The organism is Aurantiacibacter rhizosphaerae (assembly GCF_009807005.1).
Lineage (GTDB): Bacteria > Pseudomonadota > Alphaproteobacteria > Sphingomonadales > Sphingomonadaceae > Alteraurantiacibacter > Alteraurantiacibacter rhizosphaerae.
Map to the genome: position 1 here is coordinate 295855 of NZ_WUBR01000003.1, position 17203 is coordinate 313057.

Consider the following 17203-nt stretch of genomic DNA (forward strand, 5'->3'; position numbering starts at 1 on the left):
CGGCCAAGTTGCTGTGCTTTCAGCAAGAATCTTTGCCTGGGTGGAAGGCGGTATTAACCGTCAAAATGCCTCTCGACTGAACTTGATGGGGAACCGGTTCACCGTTTCGAAGGTTTAAACCCCCAACTAGGCATTTTTCAGGAGTTGGACATGGCAAGATTATTCCGCAGCAGCCGCCCCGACAGCTGGAGCAGTCCGCGATCCTATTCGGACGCGACCTATCGCGCGATGTCGCACGGCAAGATCCTGCCAATGGAAGAGCCGGGCTTCTTCGCCAAGCTGTTCAACCGCTACTAGCTTACTGCTACTGGCCCACCGCTACTGGGGCGGATCAGACACAAAAAGGGGCCGGAGAGCATATGCTTTCCGGCCCCTTTTTGTTGCCCGGTCTCCGCAGCACCAGCGATTGGTGCAGCGAAGCTGAGGCCTGTTCCTATCAGTATTCCTCCGGCTCTTCCGGGGTTTCCGCTGTGTGAGTTGGGCCAGCGTCGCGCTCTCCGCGTGCCAGCTTGAACACCACGCCGGACAGCAGGGCAAGCGCCAGCAAGTTGGGCAGGGCCATGGCCGCGTTGGAAATATCGCCCATGCGCCATACCAGCGTCAGGTCCAGCGTGGAGCCCAGATAGATCACCACGCACCACAATACGCGCCAGATCATGTGCAGCACCTTTTCCCCTGCGCGGGAGGAGCCCGGCGTGCGATCATAGATGAAGGTGATCGCGCGCTCTCCGTAATAGCTCCACGTCAGCAGGGTGGTGAACACGAACAGGATCAGCGCGATACTGGCGATCAGCGTGCCAAGGGGAACGCCGATGATCTGGAAAGGAAACGCCGCGGCAAAGGCGCCGCTGGTCATGGCGAAGCCTTGAAGGTCAGAATTCCACGCATGGCGCACCACTTCGTCGCCAGCTGTAAAATTGCCTTCCACCGTCAGCATCACCAGCGCCGTCATGGTGCAGATCACGATGGTATCGATGAAAGTGCCCAGCATCGCCATGCGGCCCTGCTGCTGCGGATCGTTGGTTTGTGCCACGGCATGCGCGATCGGGGTGGAACCTTGCCCAGCCTCGTTCGAGAACAGGCCGCGTGCCACGCCGGCGCGGATGGCCAGCATGATCGCCGCACCGGCAAAGCCGCCGGTGGCTGCCTGCGGGTTGAACGCGCCATCAAAGATCAGGGCGAAGGTTTCCGGCAGGTCACCGAAGTTCAGGATAAGCGCGATCACGGCCATCAGGATGTATGCAGCGGCCATGAAGGGGATAACCTTCTCCGCCACGCTGCCGATAGACTTGATGCCGCCGATGATCACGATGAACACGAGGATCGCGGTCACCGCGCCGCCAACCCATTCCTCGATACCGAACAGTTCGTTCATGCCATCGGCAATGGCGTTGGCCTGGATGGAATTGCCCGTCACCAGCGCGCTGAACAGCGTGCCGATGCAGAACAGGATGGCGAGCCAGGTCCATTTCTTGCCCAGGCCCATCATGATGTAGGTCATCGGGCCGCCGCGATAGACGCCGTCCGATGTCGTTTCACGATACCGGATCGCCAGCGAACCCTCGGCAAAGGCCAGCGCCATGCCAATGAGCGCGGTGATCCACATCCAGAAGATCGCGCCCGGTCCGCCCAGTGCGATGGCGGTTGCAACGCCGGCAAGATTGCCCGTGCCCACCTGCCCGGAAAGTGCGGTGGAAAGCGCAGCGAAAGGCGAAATCTCGCCGCTGCCAGAACCCTTGCGACCGGCAAACAGCCCCTTGAAGGCGCTGCCCAGTTTGACGATGGGATAGAAGCGCAGGCCGATCATGATCCACATGCCGATACCCAGCAGAATCAACGTCATCGGCGGGATTGGCTGGCCGCCGATGGAAAGCCAGGCAAGCGGTTCTCCATTCCACGTGCCGCCCCAGATGAAATCCGAAATATTCGTTACCCTGTCGATCAGGCTGAACGATCCGTCTTGTGCTGCCACGTGGCGACCCCTTGCATGAATGCTTTCCCTTGAAGGCCAAGTGCTAATGCGCGCAGGGCCTGCTGCAAAGCCCTTATGTTGCATTTGTAACCGATCCGATGGCCTTTGGCTGATGCGGGGCAGGGTGCCGGAAGGGGGCGCCTGGCAACAAAGTGAGGCAAGTCTTGCCAATCCGGAAGCTGCGCCCTAAATAGCCAACCGTCTTCCGACATTGGAAACTTCGCAGCCCCTCCCGGACACACAGCCCGGGGCGGCGAGAAGCCCTACCCGGAAGAGACGTTACGAGTTTCATTGTTAAAAGAGCGACGGACCACCATGGCCGAACAGACACCCAAGGAAACCAAAGCAACGAAGTCCAAGACTTCGCCTGGCGAATTCATTCGCCAGGTGCGTTCGGAAACATCCAAGGTGGTGTGGCCCAGCCGCGAGGAGACGGTGCGCACCGCGATCTTCGTCTTCATCCTGGTGCTTATCCTGTCGCTGTTCTTCCTCGGCGTCGATTCGCTGTTCGGCGCGGTCGTTCGCTGGTTGCTGACGCTGCTGTAAAAAGCGCTCCGCAAGCCCCAAGGTTCAGGTTAGAAAAGAGAAGTTTCATGGCAGCCCGCTGGTACATCATCCATGCTTATTCCGGTTTCGAGAACAAGGTGCGCGACGCGATCCTTTCCGAAGCCGAACGCCTTGGCCTGTCCGAAGGCGTGGAAGAGGTGGAAGTGCCCACCGAAACCGTGACCGAGATCAAGCGCGGCAAGAAGGTTCAGACAGAACGCAAGTTCATGCCCGGCTATGTGCTGGCCAAGCTGAACATGACGGACGATGTCTATCACCTAGTGAAAAACACCCCGAAGGTGACGGGCTTTTTGGGTAACAACAACAAGCCGCAGGCCATTTCCGAAAAGGAAGCCGCGCGCTATTTCGGCGGCGTGGAAGAAGCCAAGTCCGCACCCAAGAAAGATATCCAGGTCGATTACGAAATCGGCGATCAGGTCAAGGTTCTGGAAGGCCCCTTCGCCAGCTTCAACGGCGTGGTGGAAGAGCTGGATTTCGACAAGGCCAAGGTCAAGGTTTCCGTATCCATTTTCGGCCGCGCAACGCCCGTGGAACTGGATTTCGAGCAGGTCGAACTGGTCAAGTAAAGCGCAGGCGGCGCTGCGCCGCCGCATTCTGCGGACCTGCATTTAGCTGGCATGCACCCAGTTGGGTGTCTGCCCAAGCATTGGCAGGACTATTTCTTAGACTTGCCCTTGCCCTTGCCCATGCCTTTGCCCTGCATCGCGGCAAGTTCGGCCTCGATGGCGCTTTCCTGTTCCAGCCGCGCGATTTCCTCATCGACATTGGCAGGCACAGGATCGGCCGCACGTGATGTGGTGAAGTCGATTCGCTGTTCCATTGCCTCTACGCGGTCCAGCCTCCCGTCTGCACGGGTGGGCCTCGACGGCGCGGTGCAAGCTTTCGCACTTGGCGCTGGCATTGCGTCCAGCCGAGCCAACGTGTCTTCCCGCTTGGCCTCAAGCTCTGCGATGGCGCTGTCGATCCGGGCAACTTCGGCGCGCGTTTCTTCGGCCTCGGCTTGCAGTTCGGCGGCCAGCTTGCGCTCGCTTTCGCGCGTCAGCAGGGCAGAACGCGCCAAATCCTGACGCCCCTTGTCCACGGCCAGTTTCGCCTTGCCGGTCCTTTCTTCGGCCACGTCAGCCTTGGCCTTCGCGGCAGCTTCCAACCGGTCTGCATCGCGGTGGGTTTTCGTGCGTTCACCTTGCAGGGCAACGAGTTCGTCCTCGATCTCGCTCCGCAGGAGCAGCATCAATTTGCGCGGGTCGGTCGCCTTGTCGAGCATGCTTTCCACATTGCTGCTGAGCAACTGGCCTGCGCGCCTTACCTGTCCGAACATCTGCACTGCTCCATTATTACCGTGCCTTGCCAATGGCATACAGGTCTTAAGGAATAGTGCCGGTCAGGCCCCTACCCCCCGTACAGGCCCAGCTTGCTGGCATAGGCGAGGCTCATCATGATCGTATCGACTGCGGCATGTGCGATGATGACGGCCCAAAGGTTTCCGCCGCAGCGATTGCGTATCCAGCCGAACAATAGGCCCACGCAGGCCGTTACCGCCATGCCGCCCATGCCCTGATAGGCGTGAGGCAGGCCGAACATCAGCGCCTGTACCACCAGCACCGCCCCGCTGCGCCCGCGCAGGCCGGGCAGGCGTTCCAGCCGATCCATCAGGAAGCCGCGATACAGCACTTCCTCTCCAAACCCGGCGGCGAAGATGGCGACGCCCACAACCCATAGCGCGAACAGCGCGGGGCTTTCGGTAACAAGCTCAAGGACAAAAGTCGGGTCCGGCGCGCCAAGGCCGATGGCTTCCGTCACCCATGCGCCCAGGGTGAAGATGGCGATGGTGCCGCCCGTGCCCAGCGCCGCCCAGCCAAGCGTGGCGCGCCAGTTTACGGGCGCCTCCAGCCGAAAAGCCTCCGCCACGCGGCCTTCACGCCGCAGCCATAGCCAGGCAACGAATATGCCGACGATGGCGCTGGCGATCACAGTGGACGCGACAAGGGCGGAGCCGAGCTGTGGCTGGGGCGCCCCGGCGCCGGGGTTCTGGGCCGCGGTCATCACCATGTCGATAATGGCCGGTATCGCGGGCAGGATGCTGGCCACGATATAGGCCGCCGCCACGGAGAAGAACTGCATGACGAAGCGGAACCAGCTGATCGGCGCCTTCACCCCTGAGAATGGGGGCGGGGGATCGTCACTGAAGATGCTGGCCTGCTTTTCCATTGTCTTTCCCCGCTGCGTTGCAAAGATGTGTCGCGCAGCGGGCCGCGATGCAAGCGGGACGCGCCAGTTTCCGACAGCGGTGTATTGATGCGGTACATCGGGGTGTCTTCCCCTCGATGTCGTATGCTGATGTAGGGACATGCGAACCGCGCGCTGAAGGCTTGCTTTTCGCCGCAAAGCAGCTATGTGCGCGCCTTCCCAGCTTCAGCTTGGAAATCCGCGCGGGAGCCGGTCTTCGGATCGGCGCTTTACCGCTTAACATGAGCCCTTGGTGCCTGCACCGGGGCGATAGTGAGAACAGGAGGCCACCATGGCCAAGAAGATCGAAGGTTACATCAACCTTCAGGTGCCAGCCGGCGCCGCCAACCCGTCCCCCCCGATCGGCCCTGCGCTGGGTCAGCGCGGCGTGAATATCATGGAATTCTGCAAGGCCTTCAACGCCGCCACGCAGGACATGGAAAAGAACGCCCCGATCCCCACCAAGATCACCGTCTACGCAGACCGTTCGTTCACCTTCGTGACGAAGACGCCGCCTGCAAGCTTCCTGATCAAGAAGGCGATGAAGATCAAATCCGGCTCCAAGGAACCGGGCAAGGACATCATCGGCTCCATCAAGAAGTCGCAGCTGGCCGAGATCGCTGAAACCAAGATGGCTGACCTTAACGCGAACGACGTTGACCAGGCCGTGAAGATCATCGCCGGTTCCGCCCGTTCGATGGGCATCGAAGTGGTGGAGGGCTAAGACCATGGCAAAGCAGACCAAGAAGCAGAAGCAGGTCGCACAGCTCGATAACGAGAAGCTGTACACCGTTGATGAAGCCATCGCCACGCTGCGCGAGCACAAGGCCAAGTTCGACGAAACCGTCGAAGTTGCCATGAACCTGGGCGTTGACCCGCGTCACGCAGACCAGATGGTGCGCGGCATGGTGTCGCTGCCGGGTGGCACGGGCAAGGACGTGAAGGTTGCCGTGTTCGCACGTGGCGACAATGCTGAGAAGGCCACTGCCGCCGGTGCCGACAAGGTTGGCGCCGAAGACCTGATGGAAGACATGCAGAACGGCAATCTGGATTATGACCGCGTGATCGCCACGCCGGACATGATGGGCGTTGTTGGCCGTCTGGGTAAGGTGCTGGGTCCCAAGGGCCTGATGCCGAACCCCAAGCTGGGCACCGTCACTCCCAACGTGGAACAGGCCGTGAAGGACGCCAAGGGCGGCCAGATCGAATTCCGCGTCGAGAAGATGGGCATCATCCACTCCGGCATCGGCAAGCTGTCGTTCTCCGACGACAAGCTGAAGGAAAACTTCGAAGCGATGACCCAGGCAATCGTGAAGGCGAAGCCGACGGGTGCCAAGGGCAAGTATGTGAAGAAGGTCTCCTTGACCTCCACCATGGGGCCCGGCCTGAAGATCGACCTTGCCGAGGTTGAAGGCGCCTGATCCAGGGCTAGCCTTTAAACGCGAATTTCGAGGGGCCGGGGAAGCAATTCTCCGGCCCTTTTTGCACGCGCCGCTGGCGTGGATTGGCGTTCAGGAAGCAGGTTCAGTGCTTCTTAGTGCCGGGAGGGCCCGCGCGGCCAAGCTATTGCTATCAGGCGCTTTCTTTTCCGCCTTTTCCAAAATCCGCAGAATTACTGATCCTGTTGGAAGTAAAGGCAGTATCTATTGTAATCATCTGAAACTTCTGTTCACATCACTTGTCGAGTCGGCGTGGCCACCGATGGTTCACGCGACCGCTTCAACAAAGGGGACGTTGATCATGAACCGCGCTTTCATCGCAAGACTTGCTGGCTCCATCTCGATAACCGCCGCTTCGGTCGCTCTTGCCCATTCCGCCCAGGCACAGGTGGTGACATCGGCGGGAGACTTGCGCGTGGTGGACGAATCCGGCGTTGTGGTGACGGATGGGATAGACCTTTTGCTGCCCCCGCCCGATGGCGCGTATGATAGTACGGTGGATGTCACCGGCGTTGGCCAGATGGTGACCAAGCCAGACCCCAATTCCTTTGCCATCGGCCTTTGCACCGGCACGCTGATCAACCCGCGCACCGTGATTTTCGCCGCGCACTGCGTCAACGATAACCCGGCCGAAAGCTATGGCGCGGCCAGTGGCGGCACGCCCATCAGCTTTGGCTTCAGCGCCAACAACCGCCCCGGCTTGATCGAGTGGATCGGCCTTGGCGCGTCCGAGCCGTTCCAGACCAACACCGATCTCAACATCTTCAATGTGGAGCAGATCTGGTACGATGAACGCTCCCTCGAACTGGGCTTCCTGGAAGCGGACGTGGCGCTGGCAACGCTGGATACCCATGCCGATGGTATCCCCACCTGGACCATGTTGTTCTCTCCCCTTACCGAGGAAACGCATGTCCTGATCAATGGCTATGGCCGCAACGGCACCGGTATCACCGGCTCTGCCAATGGCGTGGATTTCCGCCGCCGCATCGCGGAGAATGTCGTCTCGGTCCTCGGATCACTGGAGGATCGCAACGACTGGCTGTTTGGCGAAGGCGATTACGGCCTGCCGCAAAACCTTTACATGACCGATTTCGACAGCCCCGGCGGAGAGATCACCTACGACCCCGCCACCGGCAATTTCGACTTCGATGTGTTCAACGGCGGCGCCCTGCCGCGCGAAGGCTCTACCGCGGGCGGCGATTCGGGCGGGCCGCTGATTGCGGACGAGCTGTTCGATAAGCCGGTGATCCTGGGTGTATTGTCTGGCGGCTCCCGCTTTTTCGGCGCGCAGCCCTCTTCCAGCTATGGCACGCACAGCTTTTACCAGCCGCTGTTCATGTTCTGGGAATCCATCGTTGCCAACAACAGCTATGCCTATGTCAGCGCCAAGGCGGGCACGGCCAACTGGAGCAACCCGAACCACTGGGTGCAGACCATGGACCCCAACTATGCCATCGCGGTGAATGGAGAGCTGGAGAACGCGCTGCCCGGCTTCGAAGAACCCGGCGTAACAGGAGAGACGCCGCAGTTCGGCGAAATCTGCTTCCTTACGGATTGCACCGATCTGGCGGATGAAAGCGTGCCGCTGGACAGCAGCGGCCCCAACAGCGTTTATGTGCCCGGCGGCCCCGGCACCACGGGCTTTGTGCCCGATAACGTGGTGGGAGACCCGTCGCGCGGGATCAAGGCGCGCTATTACGAAGTCACGCTGGATGCGCCCGGCACCACGATCCTTTCGAATGATCGCACGATCGATCGACTCAACATCGGCGGACAGGCCGCGCTGCTGATCCGCAACAACGGCGATTTGTTCGTGTGGGGCGATTACACGCAAACCGGCGGGCTGCTGAATGTCGATGGCAATCTGCGTACCGGAGAAGCCTTCATCAACGCAGGCTTCCTCAGCGGATCGGGCACTTTCGATCCCACCTATCTCACCGTGGCACAGGGCATCATCGCCCCCGGCGATCTGGGCAAAGCGGGCACTTTGACGATTGCCGGCGATGTCATCCTCTCCAGCGCGGCCGTGACCATCTTCGACGTGTTCAAGAACAAGGCCGATAGCCTGGCCATCATCGGCGATGCCGACAATTCCGGCATCGCATCGCTTGGCGGCCTGGCCGTGTTCAACATTGGCACGGGTGGGCAGGCTCCGCGTTGGGGAGACAGCTTTACCGTCGTCACCGCCGAGGGCGGCGTGGATCGCGGTTTTGACGATATCGCGGCCACGGGTTCCGGCATTCTTTATCCCGAACTGACCTATGGCGATTTCGATGTGGTCGCGGAAATCAAGGCAGGCTCCTTCGTCAATTACCTGTCGAACAGCGGCGTCAGCGATCAATATGCGCTGGCTTTCGGCAGTGCTTTCGACAGCTTGCGCCTGTCCAACTATGCCGATCTTTCCGGCGTGTTCGGCGCGATAGACGTTATGGCGGTGAGCGATCTGACCGCCACCTTCAGCGCCAATTCGGTGTCTGCCACGGGCGATCTTTCCGTGTCTGATGAACGGCAGGGCAGCTATGTTCGCAATCTGGTGGGGGATCGTCTGTCGATGCTGGGCCAGCGGCAGAACGCAGGCCGCATCCACCTGTCCGGCTCCACCAGGGGCTTTACCAACAGCGACGATCTTTCGCCCGCTGCCGCATCGCAAATGTCCTTCGCCAGCAATTATCGCGGCGGCAGTCTGCAGGGCCTGGTGCTGCCCGACAACATCAGCGGCTTCATGTCCGTGGGATATGATCGCAAGAACGAGCTTGGCGGAGATGCGCAGCTGGATTCCAGCGGCACGTGGAACATGGCGATGGGCCTGGAAATGGCCGTGGACGGCAAGACGGTGGTAGGCTCTGCGCTGGGCTATTCTCGCGGGCAACGCCAGATGGCCGGCACGCTGGCTTCGCTGGATACCAACCAGCTGGCCCTTTACGGCAGCCACCAGCTTGGCGGCGGCATCTATGTTGGCGGGCAGGCATCGTTTGCCTTCACGAAGCTGGACGCCAGCAGCCGAATGGATGGAGTAGGAGCCAATTTCGCGGTCGACAGCAACACCGCATCCTACGCGGCCGATATCGAGCTGGGCTACAACCACCAGATGGGCGGCGTCACCGTAACGCCGCGCACGCGCATCGGTTATTCCAGCTACTCTGTCGACGGGTTCCAGGATCGGCGGGCGCAGTTCGCCATGGCAATCGACGGTGTTTCGCGCGCAGGCGTGGACTGGCGCACCGGCCTGAAGCTGAGCGGGGAAGAAGGCCTGGGCTTTGCCAGCGACTGGACCATCCAGCCTGAGATCCAGGCCGATTACGTGCACCGTCTCAGCGGCAACAGCACCAATATCGATCTGCATTTCCTGGAGGCAACCAATGTGAACCTGAACCTGCCGGTGAACCTGCACGATGCATCATATGGTGAACTGCGCGGCGGGGTGAATTTCACCAACGGCGCGGTGTCCATCGGTGCCGCCGTGGAGGCGCGCATGGCACAGGAATATTATCGCGACGATCGCGCGGTGGTGAACTTCAGCTTCAATTTCTGACGCTGCAGCCAGCAATGGCCACTACGAAAGGGGGGCGGGGAAACCTGCTCCCCTTTTTTATGGGCTGACGATCAGATGCCGCCGGGCGTGAAATCGCGGCCCGTTTCGGCCAGCGCTTCGCACAAGGTATCCACCGCGCTTTCCAGCACATCCCTGCTGGTGGAACGGATCACGAAATTCGCGCCGGTGCGCCCTTCGCGGAAGAAGGGATAGCTGCCGATCTGGCACCCCTCGTGCGCCTTTTCGACTTCGCGCAGGATCTCTGCCACTTCGCTTTCGGCGGTCCAGCAGCCCACCGTCTCCACCATCAGCGGCGCGCCGCCTTCCAGCTGCCCGGTCAACCCGTGCAGCATTTGCGCGGTGATTGCGGGCACTCCTGCCATCAGGAAGATATTGCCGTGGCGAATGCCGGGCGCGCCCGACATGGCATTGGGAATAAGGTCCGCCCCGTCCGGCACGCGCGCCATGCGCAGGCGCGCATCGTTCAGGCCGCCGGGCTTGTCCTTGTAATAATCCTCCAGCATGGCGCGGGCCTGCGGATGGATCACCACGTCCACTCCCAGAGCAGCGGCAATGGCGTCCACGGTGATATCGTCATGCGTGGGGCCGATACCGCCAGTGGTGAACAGGTAATCATATGCGGTCCGCAGGGCGTTTACCGCCCCGGCGATGGCATCCATGTCATCGGCCACCACGCGCACCTCTGCCAGGCGGATACCCTGCACCTGCAGCCAGCTGGCGATCTGCGCGATGTTCTTGTCGGCGGTGCGGCCAGACAGGATCTCGTCACCGATCACCACCAGACCGGCGGTCCAGACCTTTTCATTGTTCATGCTCATTCGGCTGCGATCTTCTCATGAGAGGAGGCAAAGGTGTCCTGCGTTGCCGGGGGAGCCTTGCGCATCTGCAGAACGCCATCGGCCACGGGGCGCTGGCGGAAATCGAAGCGGTCCTGAAGATAGTTGTGCGCCAGCGTCCACGGCCTTTCCGCCGCAACCTTGGGCATCATGCTCTTCGCGCGGTTGAGATAGCCTGATGTATAATCCCACGGCTCCACGGGTTCGGGCTCTTCTGACGGCAACAGCACAGGCTCGGCAATATCGGCACCGCGCTGGCTCATCGTGTTCAGCACCTCGCACGCATATTGCGCGTTGCAATCTGCCCGCAAGGTCCAGCTGGCATTGAGATAGCCGAACACGAAGCTGAGGTTGGGCAGGTTGGAGAACATGGTGCCGCGATAGAAATAGTGATCGGACCATTCCACCGGCGCCCCGTCCTTCGAAACCTCCACCTTGCCGGCCAGCGTCAGCCGCAGGCCTGTGGCCGTGATCACCACGTCGGCAGGCAGATATTCGCCCGATTGCAGCTTCACACCGCCCGCATCGAAACCGGCGATGTGATCGGTGACGACCTGCGCCTTTTCCGATTTGAGCGCCTCGAACAGATCGCCATCGGGCACCAGGCACAGGCGCTGTTTCCATGGGGTATAGGGCGGCTCGAAATGCTTGGGATCGTATTTTTCGCCAAGATGCTCTTGTGTCATGTTGCGCAGCATCTGGGACAGTTTTTCCGGTCTGTGGCGAGACAGGCTGAAGAAAAAGCTGCGCAATGCGATGTTTTTCCACCGGGTCAGGCGATAGGCGAGGGCTTCGGGAAACCAGCGCTGGAAACGCTTGTTCCACTTGTCCTGCCGAGGGCCTGCGCCCATCCACGTGGGCGTGCGCTGCAACATGGTGACGCTTTTCGCATCGTTAGCCATGGCAGGCACCAGCGTTACGGCGGTGGCGCCCGATCCGATGACCACCACGCGTTTTCCCGCGTGATCGAATTCCTCTGGCCAGAACTGCGGATGGATCACTTCGCCTGCAAACTGATCGATGCCGGTGATCTGCGCATCGTGCGGATTGTCATAATCGTAATACCCGCTGGCAAAATAGAGCCAGCGCGCCGTGGTGACAGTTTGCCCGCCATCGCTGCCCCGCGCGGTGATCGTCCATCGCGCGGTCAGCGTATCCCAGTCGGCAGACAGCACTTCCTGGTCAAAGCGGATGTGTTCGCGAATGCTGCGCTCATCCACGGTGCGATTGAGATATTCGAGGATGTTCTGCCCATCGGCAATGGAATCCTCATGCTTCCACGGCTGGAAGCTGAAGCCCAGCGTGTGCATATCTGAATCCGAACGCACGCCGGGATATCGGAACAGGTCCCAGGTGCCGCCGACCTGGCCGCGCCGCTCCAGGATCGTATAGCTTCGATCGGGGCACATCATGCCCAGATGCGCGGCCATGGAAATGCCAGAGATACCCGCTCCGATAATGCAGACGTCGATATCGGGTGGGTTCATGAGGCACGCTTTCTAGTTCGGATTATTTCCTGAACCTGTGAACATAGTGCGTGAAGGCGCATCGGCATAGTCACTGTCCGATGAACTGTTTCCCACCATGGCTGCGCGCGCGGCCTGCACCGTGTTGGCCAGCAGGCAGGCGATCGTCATCGGGCCAACGCCGCCGGGCACGGGGGTGACGGCGGCAGCGTGCTGCACCTCGTCAAACTTGATGTCGCCCACCAGCTTGGTCTTGCCGTCCTCTGTTTCCTGACGGGTGATGCCCACGTCGATCAGCACGGCTCCATCCTTTACCCAGTGGCCCTTCACCAGTTCCGGCGCGCCTGCCGCGGCAACGATCACGTCGGCCTTGCGGCAGATTTCGGGCAGGCCGTGGGTGTAGATATGGGTGACGGTGACGGTCGCCTCTGCATCCAGCAGCAAATTGGCCACGGGCTTGCCCACGATATTGGACTTGCCGATCACCACCACGTCCTTGCCGGTAAGATCGGGGATCACCGAATGGATCAGCATCATCACGCCCAGCGGGGTGCAGGGCACGATGCCGCCCGTGCCGGTGGACAATCGGCCCACGTTGACAGGGTGAAAGCCATCCACGTCCTTTTCAGGAGAGATGGAGCGCAGCACCAGCCGCGTATCGATATGGTCGGGCAGCGGCACCTGGCACAGGATGCCGTGCACGGCGCTATCCTTGTTCAGCGTATCGATCAGCGCCAGCAGATCGTCCTGCGAAGTGTCGGCGGGCAGGCGATGCTCGGTGGACTTGATGCCAACCTTTTCGCAGGCCTTGATCTTTCGCCGGACGTAAACCTCGCTGGCGGGATCTTCTCCCACCAGGATCACGGTCAGGCCGGGGGCAGGGTGCCCTGCCTCCACCAATGCGTCGACTTCGGCCTTGGTCGTCTCGTCCAGCTGGCGCGCGATTGCGCGGCCATCGATAATCTCTGCCATAACCCGGCAAAACTCCTGCTTATGTTATTCGAATACGACCGTGCGGTCGCCGTTCAGGAATACCCTGTCTTCCAGATGCGCGCGCACGGCCTTGGCCAGCACGCGGCGTTCCACGTCGCGCCCCTTGGCCACGAGATCGTCCGGGCTTTCGGTGTGGCTGACGTTTTCCACGTCCTGCGCGATGATCGGCCCCTCGTCCAGATCGTCCGTCACGTAATGGCTGGTGGCGCCAATCATCTTCACCCCGCGCTTGTAGGCCTGGTGATAGGGTTTGGCGCCCTTGAAGCCCGGCAGGAAGGAGTGGTGGATATTGATGCACATGCCGGAAAGATGTTTCGACATCTCGTCCGAAAAGATCTGCATATACCGCGCCAGCACCACCAGATCGGCACCCGTTTCCTTCACGATGCGGCGCACTTCGGCCTCTTGCTTGGGCTTCGTGTCCTTGGTGATGGGCAGGTGGTGATAGGGGATATCGCCAATCAGCGACGTGGTGAGCTTTTCGCGCGGGTGGTTGGAGATGATCGCGGGCACCTCCATGTTAATTTCGCCGATGCGCATGCGATACAAAAGGTCACCCAGGCAGTGATCGAACGCGCTCACCATCAGCACGACCTTGGGCACCCAGCCGGGTTCGCGCAGATCCCACTCCATCTCGAAATTCTCGGCGATGGAGGCGAAGGCTTCGCGCAAGGAACCGATATCATTGGCCTGCGGATCGAACACCAGCCGCATGAAAAAGCGGCCGGTGCGGCGATCCGAGAACTGCTGCGCTTCCTCGATAATGCAATCGCGATCCGCCGTGAACGCCGTCACCCGCGCGGAAATACCGGTGCGGATCGGGCAGGAAAGGCGGAGGGTCGCGGTGCTCATGACGGGTTCCTTGCTGATATGCCTCTTACTGATGCCGGGCGTCGTAATCATTGATCCATTCGGCAGACGCGGTCAGCGCGCCGAAGGGATAGAAATGCAGACGAACGCGGCCATGCCGCTCGGTCAGCTTTTCTTCAAGGTTGCCGACAAGTTTGTCCGGACCGGCCTTGCCCACCAGATTGGTGATCGAAACGCCGTATTTCTTCATCACGCTGGCGCTGGCACCCACGCCGCAACGCTTGGCAAAGCCCAGCAGCCGCTTGATACCGGCGGGGCCGGGCACGCCAAGGCGCACGGGCACATCGATGCCGCGTTCGCGCATATCGGCCAGCCATTCCACGATGGCATCATCGTCGAAAGCGAACTGCGTCACGACCAGCGGCACCATGCCATGGGCGGTGATGGCATCCAGCTTGCGCTGCATCCATACCCACAGATCATCACGAGAGACATTGGGGTGGCCTTCGGGATGGCCGCCCACGCCGATCACTTCATATCCGTATTTTTCCAGCAGGCCGGTCTCGATGATCTGCAGCGAATCCTCGAACGGGCCTTCCGGCTCCGGCGGGTCACCTGCGATCACGAAGATGCGTTTCGCCTGGGCGCGCTGGGCGGTTTCGCGAAGGTAGTAGTCCAGTTCCTCATGCGACTTGATGCGGCGCGCAGAGACGTGGGCAATGGGTTCGAAGCCCAGTTCGCGCACCACGCATGATGCCTCGATACGCTGCTCTATCTCTTCACCGGGCAGGAAGGTGACGGCGATCTGCGTATCCGGGCGGATCAGCGGCGCGGCTTCGCGCAGGCCATCGATTTCCTTGGCGGTCATTTCAAGCGAATAGCCGTCGACCATGTTGCCCATCGGCTTTTCCCAATTGGGATGGATCGCTGCGTAGGACATTGTCTGCTCTCCTCTCTGGCCGCGGGACCTTACTTGCACGGGGTCCACTGTCGGCAATGCGTGTTGATTGACAAACCCCCTAGCGCATGACGATAAATTCGTATAGACGAAATTTTCAAGAACGCGAAGAAATTGAGTGGATGCCGCCGAAATGCTGATGTTCCTGCCAGGCCTGATCTGCGATTCGCGCATGTATGCGCCGCAACAGTCCGCCTTCCCCGATGCAATCGTGGTGGATGGCTATGGCATGGCGGATTCGCTGGCAGAGATGGCGCGCATCGCGCTGGCGCAGGCGGATGAGCGCGGCGCTGAAAAGCTGGATGTGTTCGGCCATTCCATGGGCGGCCGCGTGGCGATGGAAGTCGTACGGCTGGCTCCGCACCGCGTGCGCAGGCTGGCGCTGGTATCCACCGGCATCCATCCGGTTGGAGAGAACGAACCTGCCAAGCGGGCAGAGCTGCAGAAGATCGGCTATGACAATGGCTTTGAAACCCTGGTGGACACCTGGCTGCCGCCGATGGTGGCTGATGCCAATCGTGACACGCCCGAATATGCGGTGATGCGCGAGATGTGCCTGTCCAAGGGGCAGGCCATGTTCGACGCGCAGATCAAGGCGCTGCTGGGCCGTCCGCCGTTCGATGATCTGCTGGCCCGGCTGACATGCCCCACGCTGGTGATGACGGGCGAACTGGATGCCTGGGCGCCGCCATCACAGCATGAAACCATCGCCAGCAAGCTTGCCAATTCGCACCTGGTGATCGTGCCGGGTGCCGGGCACATGATCCAGCTGGAAGCGCCCGATGCCGTGAACAGGGCCGTGTCGGACTGGCTGGCAATGCCCGCCGATGGCTGATTTCACCAAGAATTCTGTTTGAACAAACTTCCTTAGGAGAGGACCTGAAATATGAGTGACCAGAACCTTCAGCAAAAGCTGGACGCACAAGGCGACGTTGTCGAATTCCTGCGCAACCAGCAGGTTGGCCCCAATGCCTATCCCGGCGTTCCGGCCGAATATTCCAACTGGCGCAAGGAACAGAAGGGCTGGGCCGATACCTGCGTTCTGTTCAACCAGAGCTATCACATGGTGGAACTGTATGTCCGCGGCCCTGATGCCATGGCGCTGCTGGAATATACCGCAATCAACAGCTTCAAGAACTTTGCCGTCAACAAGGCGAAGCAATACGTGCCCGTCACGCCCGATGGCTATGTGATCGGCGACGTGATCCTGTTCTACCTCGACGAAAACGAATTCAGCCTGGTGGGTCGCGCCCCGGCAATCGAGTGGGTGGAATTCCACGCACAATATCCCAAGCCCGATGGCAGCAAGTGGGACGTAACCGTCGAACGTGACGAGCGTACCGCGATGCGCAGCGACGGTGTTCGCAAGAACTACCGCTTCCAGCTGCAGGGCCCCAACGCCATGAAGACGCTGGGAAAGGCGATGGGCCAGACCCCGCCTGACCTCAAGTTCTTCAACATGGCCCATATCGACATTGCCGGTAAGGATGTGATCGCCCTTCGCCACGGCATGGCCGGCCAGCCGGGTTACGAACTGTTTGGCCCATGGGAAGATTACAAGGCCGTGCATTCCGCACTGGTGGAAGCTGGCAAGGACTTCGGCCTGGAACTGGTGGGCGGCCGCGCCTATTCCTCCAACACCCTGGAATCCGGCTGGCTGCCTTCGCCGCTGCCGGCATTCTACACCGGCGACAGCCAGATGATGAAGGACTACCGCGCCTGGGCTTCGGGCAAGTCCTACGCCGGCATGTGCTCCATCGGCGGCAGCCACGTTCCCGACAGCATCGAGGGCTATTACCTCACGCCGTGGGACATCGGCTATGGCCACATCGTGAAGTTCGATCATGACTTCGTGGGCCGTGAAGCGCTGGAGAAGATGAAGGACCAGAAGCACAAGCAGAAGGTCACGCTGGCACTGGACGATGAAAGCGTCAGCCGTACCATGTCCTCCATGTTTGCCGAGGGTGGCCGTGCCAAGTACTTCGAATTCCCCAGCGCGGTTTATGCCATGCACCCCTTCGACACGGTGAAGAACGCCGATGGCAAGGAAATCGGCGTATCCACCTGGATTGGCTATTCGTCTAACGAGGGCAAGATGCTCAGCCTCGCCATGATCGATCCCGATGAGGTCGAAATGGGCAAGGAAGTCACGCTGGTGTGGGGTGAGCCCGACGGCGGCACCTCCAAGCCCACCGTGGAGCCGCATGAGCAGACTGAGATCAAGGCCATCATCAGCCCTGTTCCCTATTCCAATGTCGCCCGCACCGGCTATGCCGACAGCTGGCGTGCAACGGGCGTTGGTGCTAACGCCTGACACGAGGTTCCTTGGGAGAGGAGAAAGGGCGGCTCGCGCAAGCGGGTCGCCCTTTTGCTTGCGGGGAGG

General features: G+C 60.8%; 16 protein-coding genes. 8 read left to right on the plus strand and 8 right to left on the minus strand.

Annotated features, from left to right (window positions below):
• The first annotated feature begins 150 nt into the window (after nucleotides 1-150).
• Nucleotides 151-297, plus strand: a complete 147-nt coding sequence (locus tag GRF63_RS16445; protein WP_202131751.1) for a hypothetical protein — start codon at nucleotides 151-153, stop codon at nucleotides 295-297.
• A 139-nt stretch (nucleotides 298-436) separates the two neighbouring features.
• Here GRF63_RS16445 and GRF63_RS13750 read toward each other — a convergent pair whose 3' ends face one another.
• Nucleotides 437-1972 (minus strand): amino acid carrier protein, encoded by a 1536-nt coding sequence (locus tag GRF63_RS13750; protein ID WP_160486614.1) that lies wholly within the window; start codon nucleotides 1970-1972, stop codon nucleotides 437-439.
• A gap of 315 nt (nucleotides 1973-2287) precedes the next feature.
• On the opposite strand from GRF63_RS13750, the gene secE reads away from it, so the two are divergent.
• Both secE and nusG read left to right on the plus strand, forming a co-directional pair.
• The gene (gene secE / locus GRF63_RS13755) at nucleotides 2288-2518 is read left to right on the plus strand and encodes a preprotein translocase subunit SecE (RefSeq protein ID WP_160486615.1); all 231 of its coding nucleotides are present in this window, start codon (nucleotides 2288-2290) and stop codon (nucleotides 2516-2518) included.
• Nucleotides 2519-2565: 47 nt separating this feature from the next.
• Entirely contained in the window at nucleotides 2566-3105 is a 540-nt protein-coding gene (gene nusG / locus GRF63_RS13760) for a transcription termination/antitermination protein NusG (protein ID WP_160486616.1), read from the plus strand.
• Nucleotides 3106-3194: 89 nt separating this feature from the next.
• Here nusG and GRF63_RS13765 read toward each other — a convergent pair whose 3' ends face one another.
• Together GRF63_RS13765 and GRF63_RS13770 are read right to left on the minus strand one after the other, a co-directional pair.
• Nucleotides 3195-3857, minus strand: coding sequence for a PspA/IM30 family protein (locus GRF63_RS13765; RefSeq protein WP_160486617.1), 663 nt, complete (start codon nucleotides 3855-3857; stop codon nucleotides 3195-3197).
• Between the two features lie 71 nt (nucleotides 3858-3928).
• Nucleotides 3929-4747, minus strand: a complete 819-nt coding sequence (locus GRF63_RS13770) for a CPBP family intramembrane glutamic endopeptidase (RefSeq protein ID WP_160486618.1) — start codon at nucleotides 4745-4747, stop codon at nucleotides 3929-3931.
• A gap of 310 nt (nucleotides 4748-5057) precedes the next feature.
• Between GRF63_RS13770 and rplK the strand changes: the two genes are divergently transcribed.
• The 3 genes from rplK (at nucleotide 5058) to GRF63_RS13785 (ending at nucleotide 9736) form a co-directional block, all read left to right on the plus strand.
• Nucleotides 5058-5489 (plus strand): 50S ribosomal protein L11, encoded by a 432-nt coding sequence (rplK, locus tag GRF63_RS13775; RefSeq protein ID WP_160486619.1) that lies wholly within the window; start codon nucleotides 5058-5060, stop codon nucleotides 5487-5489.
• 4 nt (nucleotides 5490-5493) lie between these two features.
• Nucleotides 5494-6186: a 50S ribosomal protein L1 gene (gene rplA, locus GRF63_RS13780; protein WP_160486620.1), complete on the plus strand. Its 693-nt coding sequence runs from the start codon at nucleotides 5494-5496 to the stop codon at nucleotides 6184-6186.
• 319 nt (nucleotides 6187-6505) lie between these two features.
• The gene (locus GRF63_RS13785; protein WP_160486621.1) at nucleotides 6506-9736 is read left to right on the plus strand and encodes an autotransporter family protein; all 3231 of its coding nucleotides are present in this window, start codon (nucleotides 6506-6508) and stop codon (nucleotides 9734-9736) included.
• Nucleotides 9737-9807: 71 nt separating this feature from the next.
• Here the strand turns inward: GRF63_RS13785 and GRF63_RS13790 are convergent, their stop codons facing one another.
• From GRF63_RS13790 to GRF63_RS13810, 5 genes are read right to left on the minus strand one after another with little or no spacing between them, the layout of a single operon-like run.
• Complete coding sequence (locus GRF63_RS13790) at nucleotides 9808-10575, minus strand: competence/damage-inducible protein A (protein ID WP_419865965.1); 768 nt, start codon at nucleotides 10573-10575, stop codon at nucleotides 9808-9810.
• The gene (locus tag GRF63_RS13795) at nucleotides 10572-12080 is read right to left on the minus strand and encodes a flavin-containing monooxygenase (RefSeq protein ID WP_160486622.1); all 1509 of its coding nucleotides are present in this window, start codon (nucleotides 12078-12080) and stop codon (nucleotides 10572-10574) included. Before GRF63_RS13795 ends, GRF63_RS13790 begins: the two co-directional genes overlap by 4 nt.
• A gap of 12 nt (nucleotides 12081-12092) precedes the next feature.
• Entirely contained in the window at nucleotides 12093-13031 is a 939-nt protein-coding gene (gene folD / locus GRF63_RS13800; protein ID WP_160486623.1) for a bifunctional methylenetetrahydrofolate dehydrogenase/methenyltetrahydrofolate cyclohydrolase FolD, read from the minus strand.
• Between the two features lie 24 nt (nucleotides 13032-13055).
• A complete protein-coding gene (gene purU, locus GRF63_RS13805) occupies nucleotides 13056-13904 on the minus strand; it encodes a formyltetrahydrofolate deformylase (protein WP_160486624.1) in 849 nt (282 codons plus the stop codon).
• A 25-nt stretch (nucleotides 13905-13929) separates the two neighbouring features.
• Nucleotides 13930-14802 carry a methylenetetrahydrofolate reductase gene (locus GRF63_RS13810; protein ID WP_160486625.1) on the minus strand — a complete coding sequence of 291 codons (873 nt, stop codon included), beginning with the start codon at nucleotides 14800-14802 and terminating at the stop codon, nucleotides 13930-13932.
• 136 nt (nucleotides 14803-14938) lie between these two features.
• On the opposite strand from GRF63_RS13810, the gene GRF63_RS13815 reads away from it, so the two are divergent.
• Complete coding sequence (locus GRF63_RS13815; protein ID WP_337189674.1) at nucleotides 14939-15655, plus strand: alpha/beta fold hydrolase; 717 nt, start codon at nucleotides 14939-14941, stop codon at nucleotides 15653-15655.
• Nucleotides 15656-15706: 51 nt separating this feature from the next.
• A complete protein-coding gene (gene desA, locus GRF63_RS13820) occupies nucleotides 15707-17134 on the plus strand; it encodes a syringate O-demethylase (RefSeq protein WP_160486626.1) in 1428 nt (475 codons plus the stop codon).
• Nucleotides 17135-17203 lie beyond the last annotated feature (69 nt).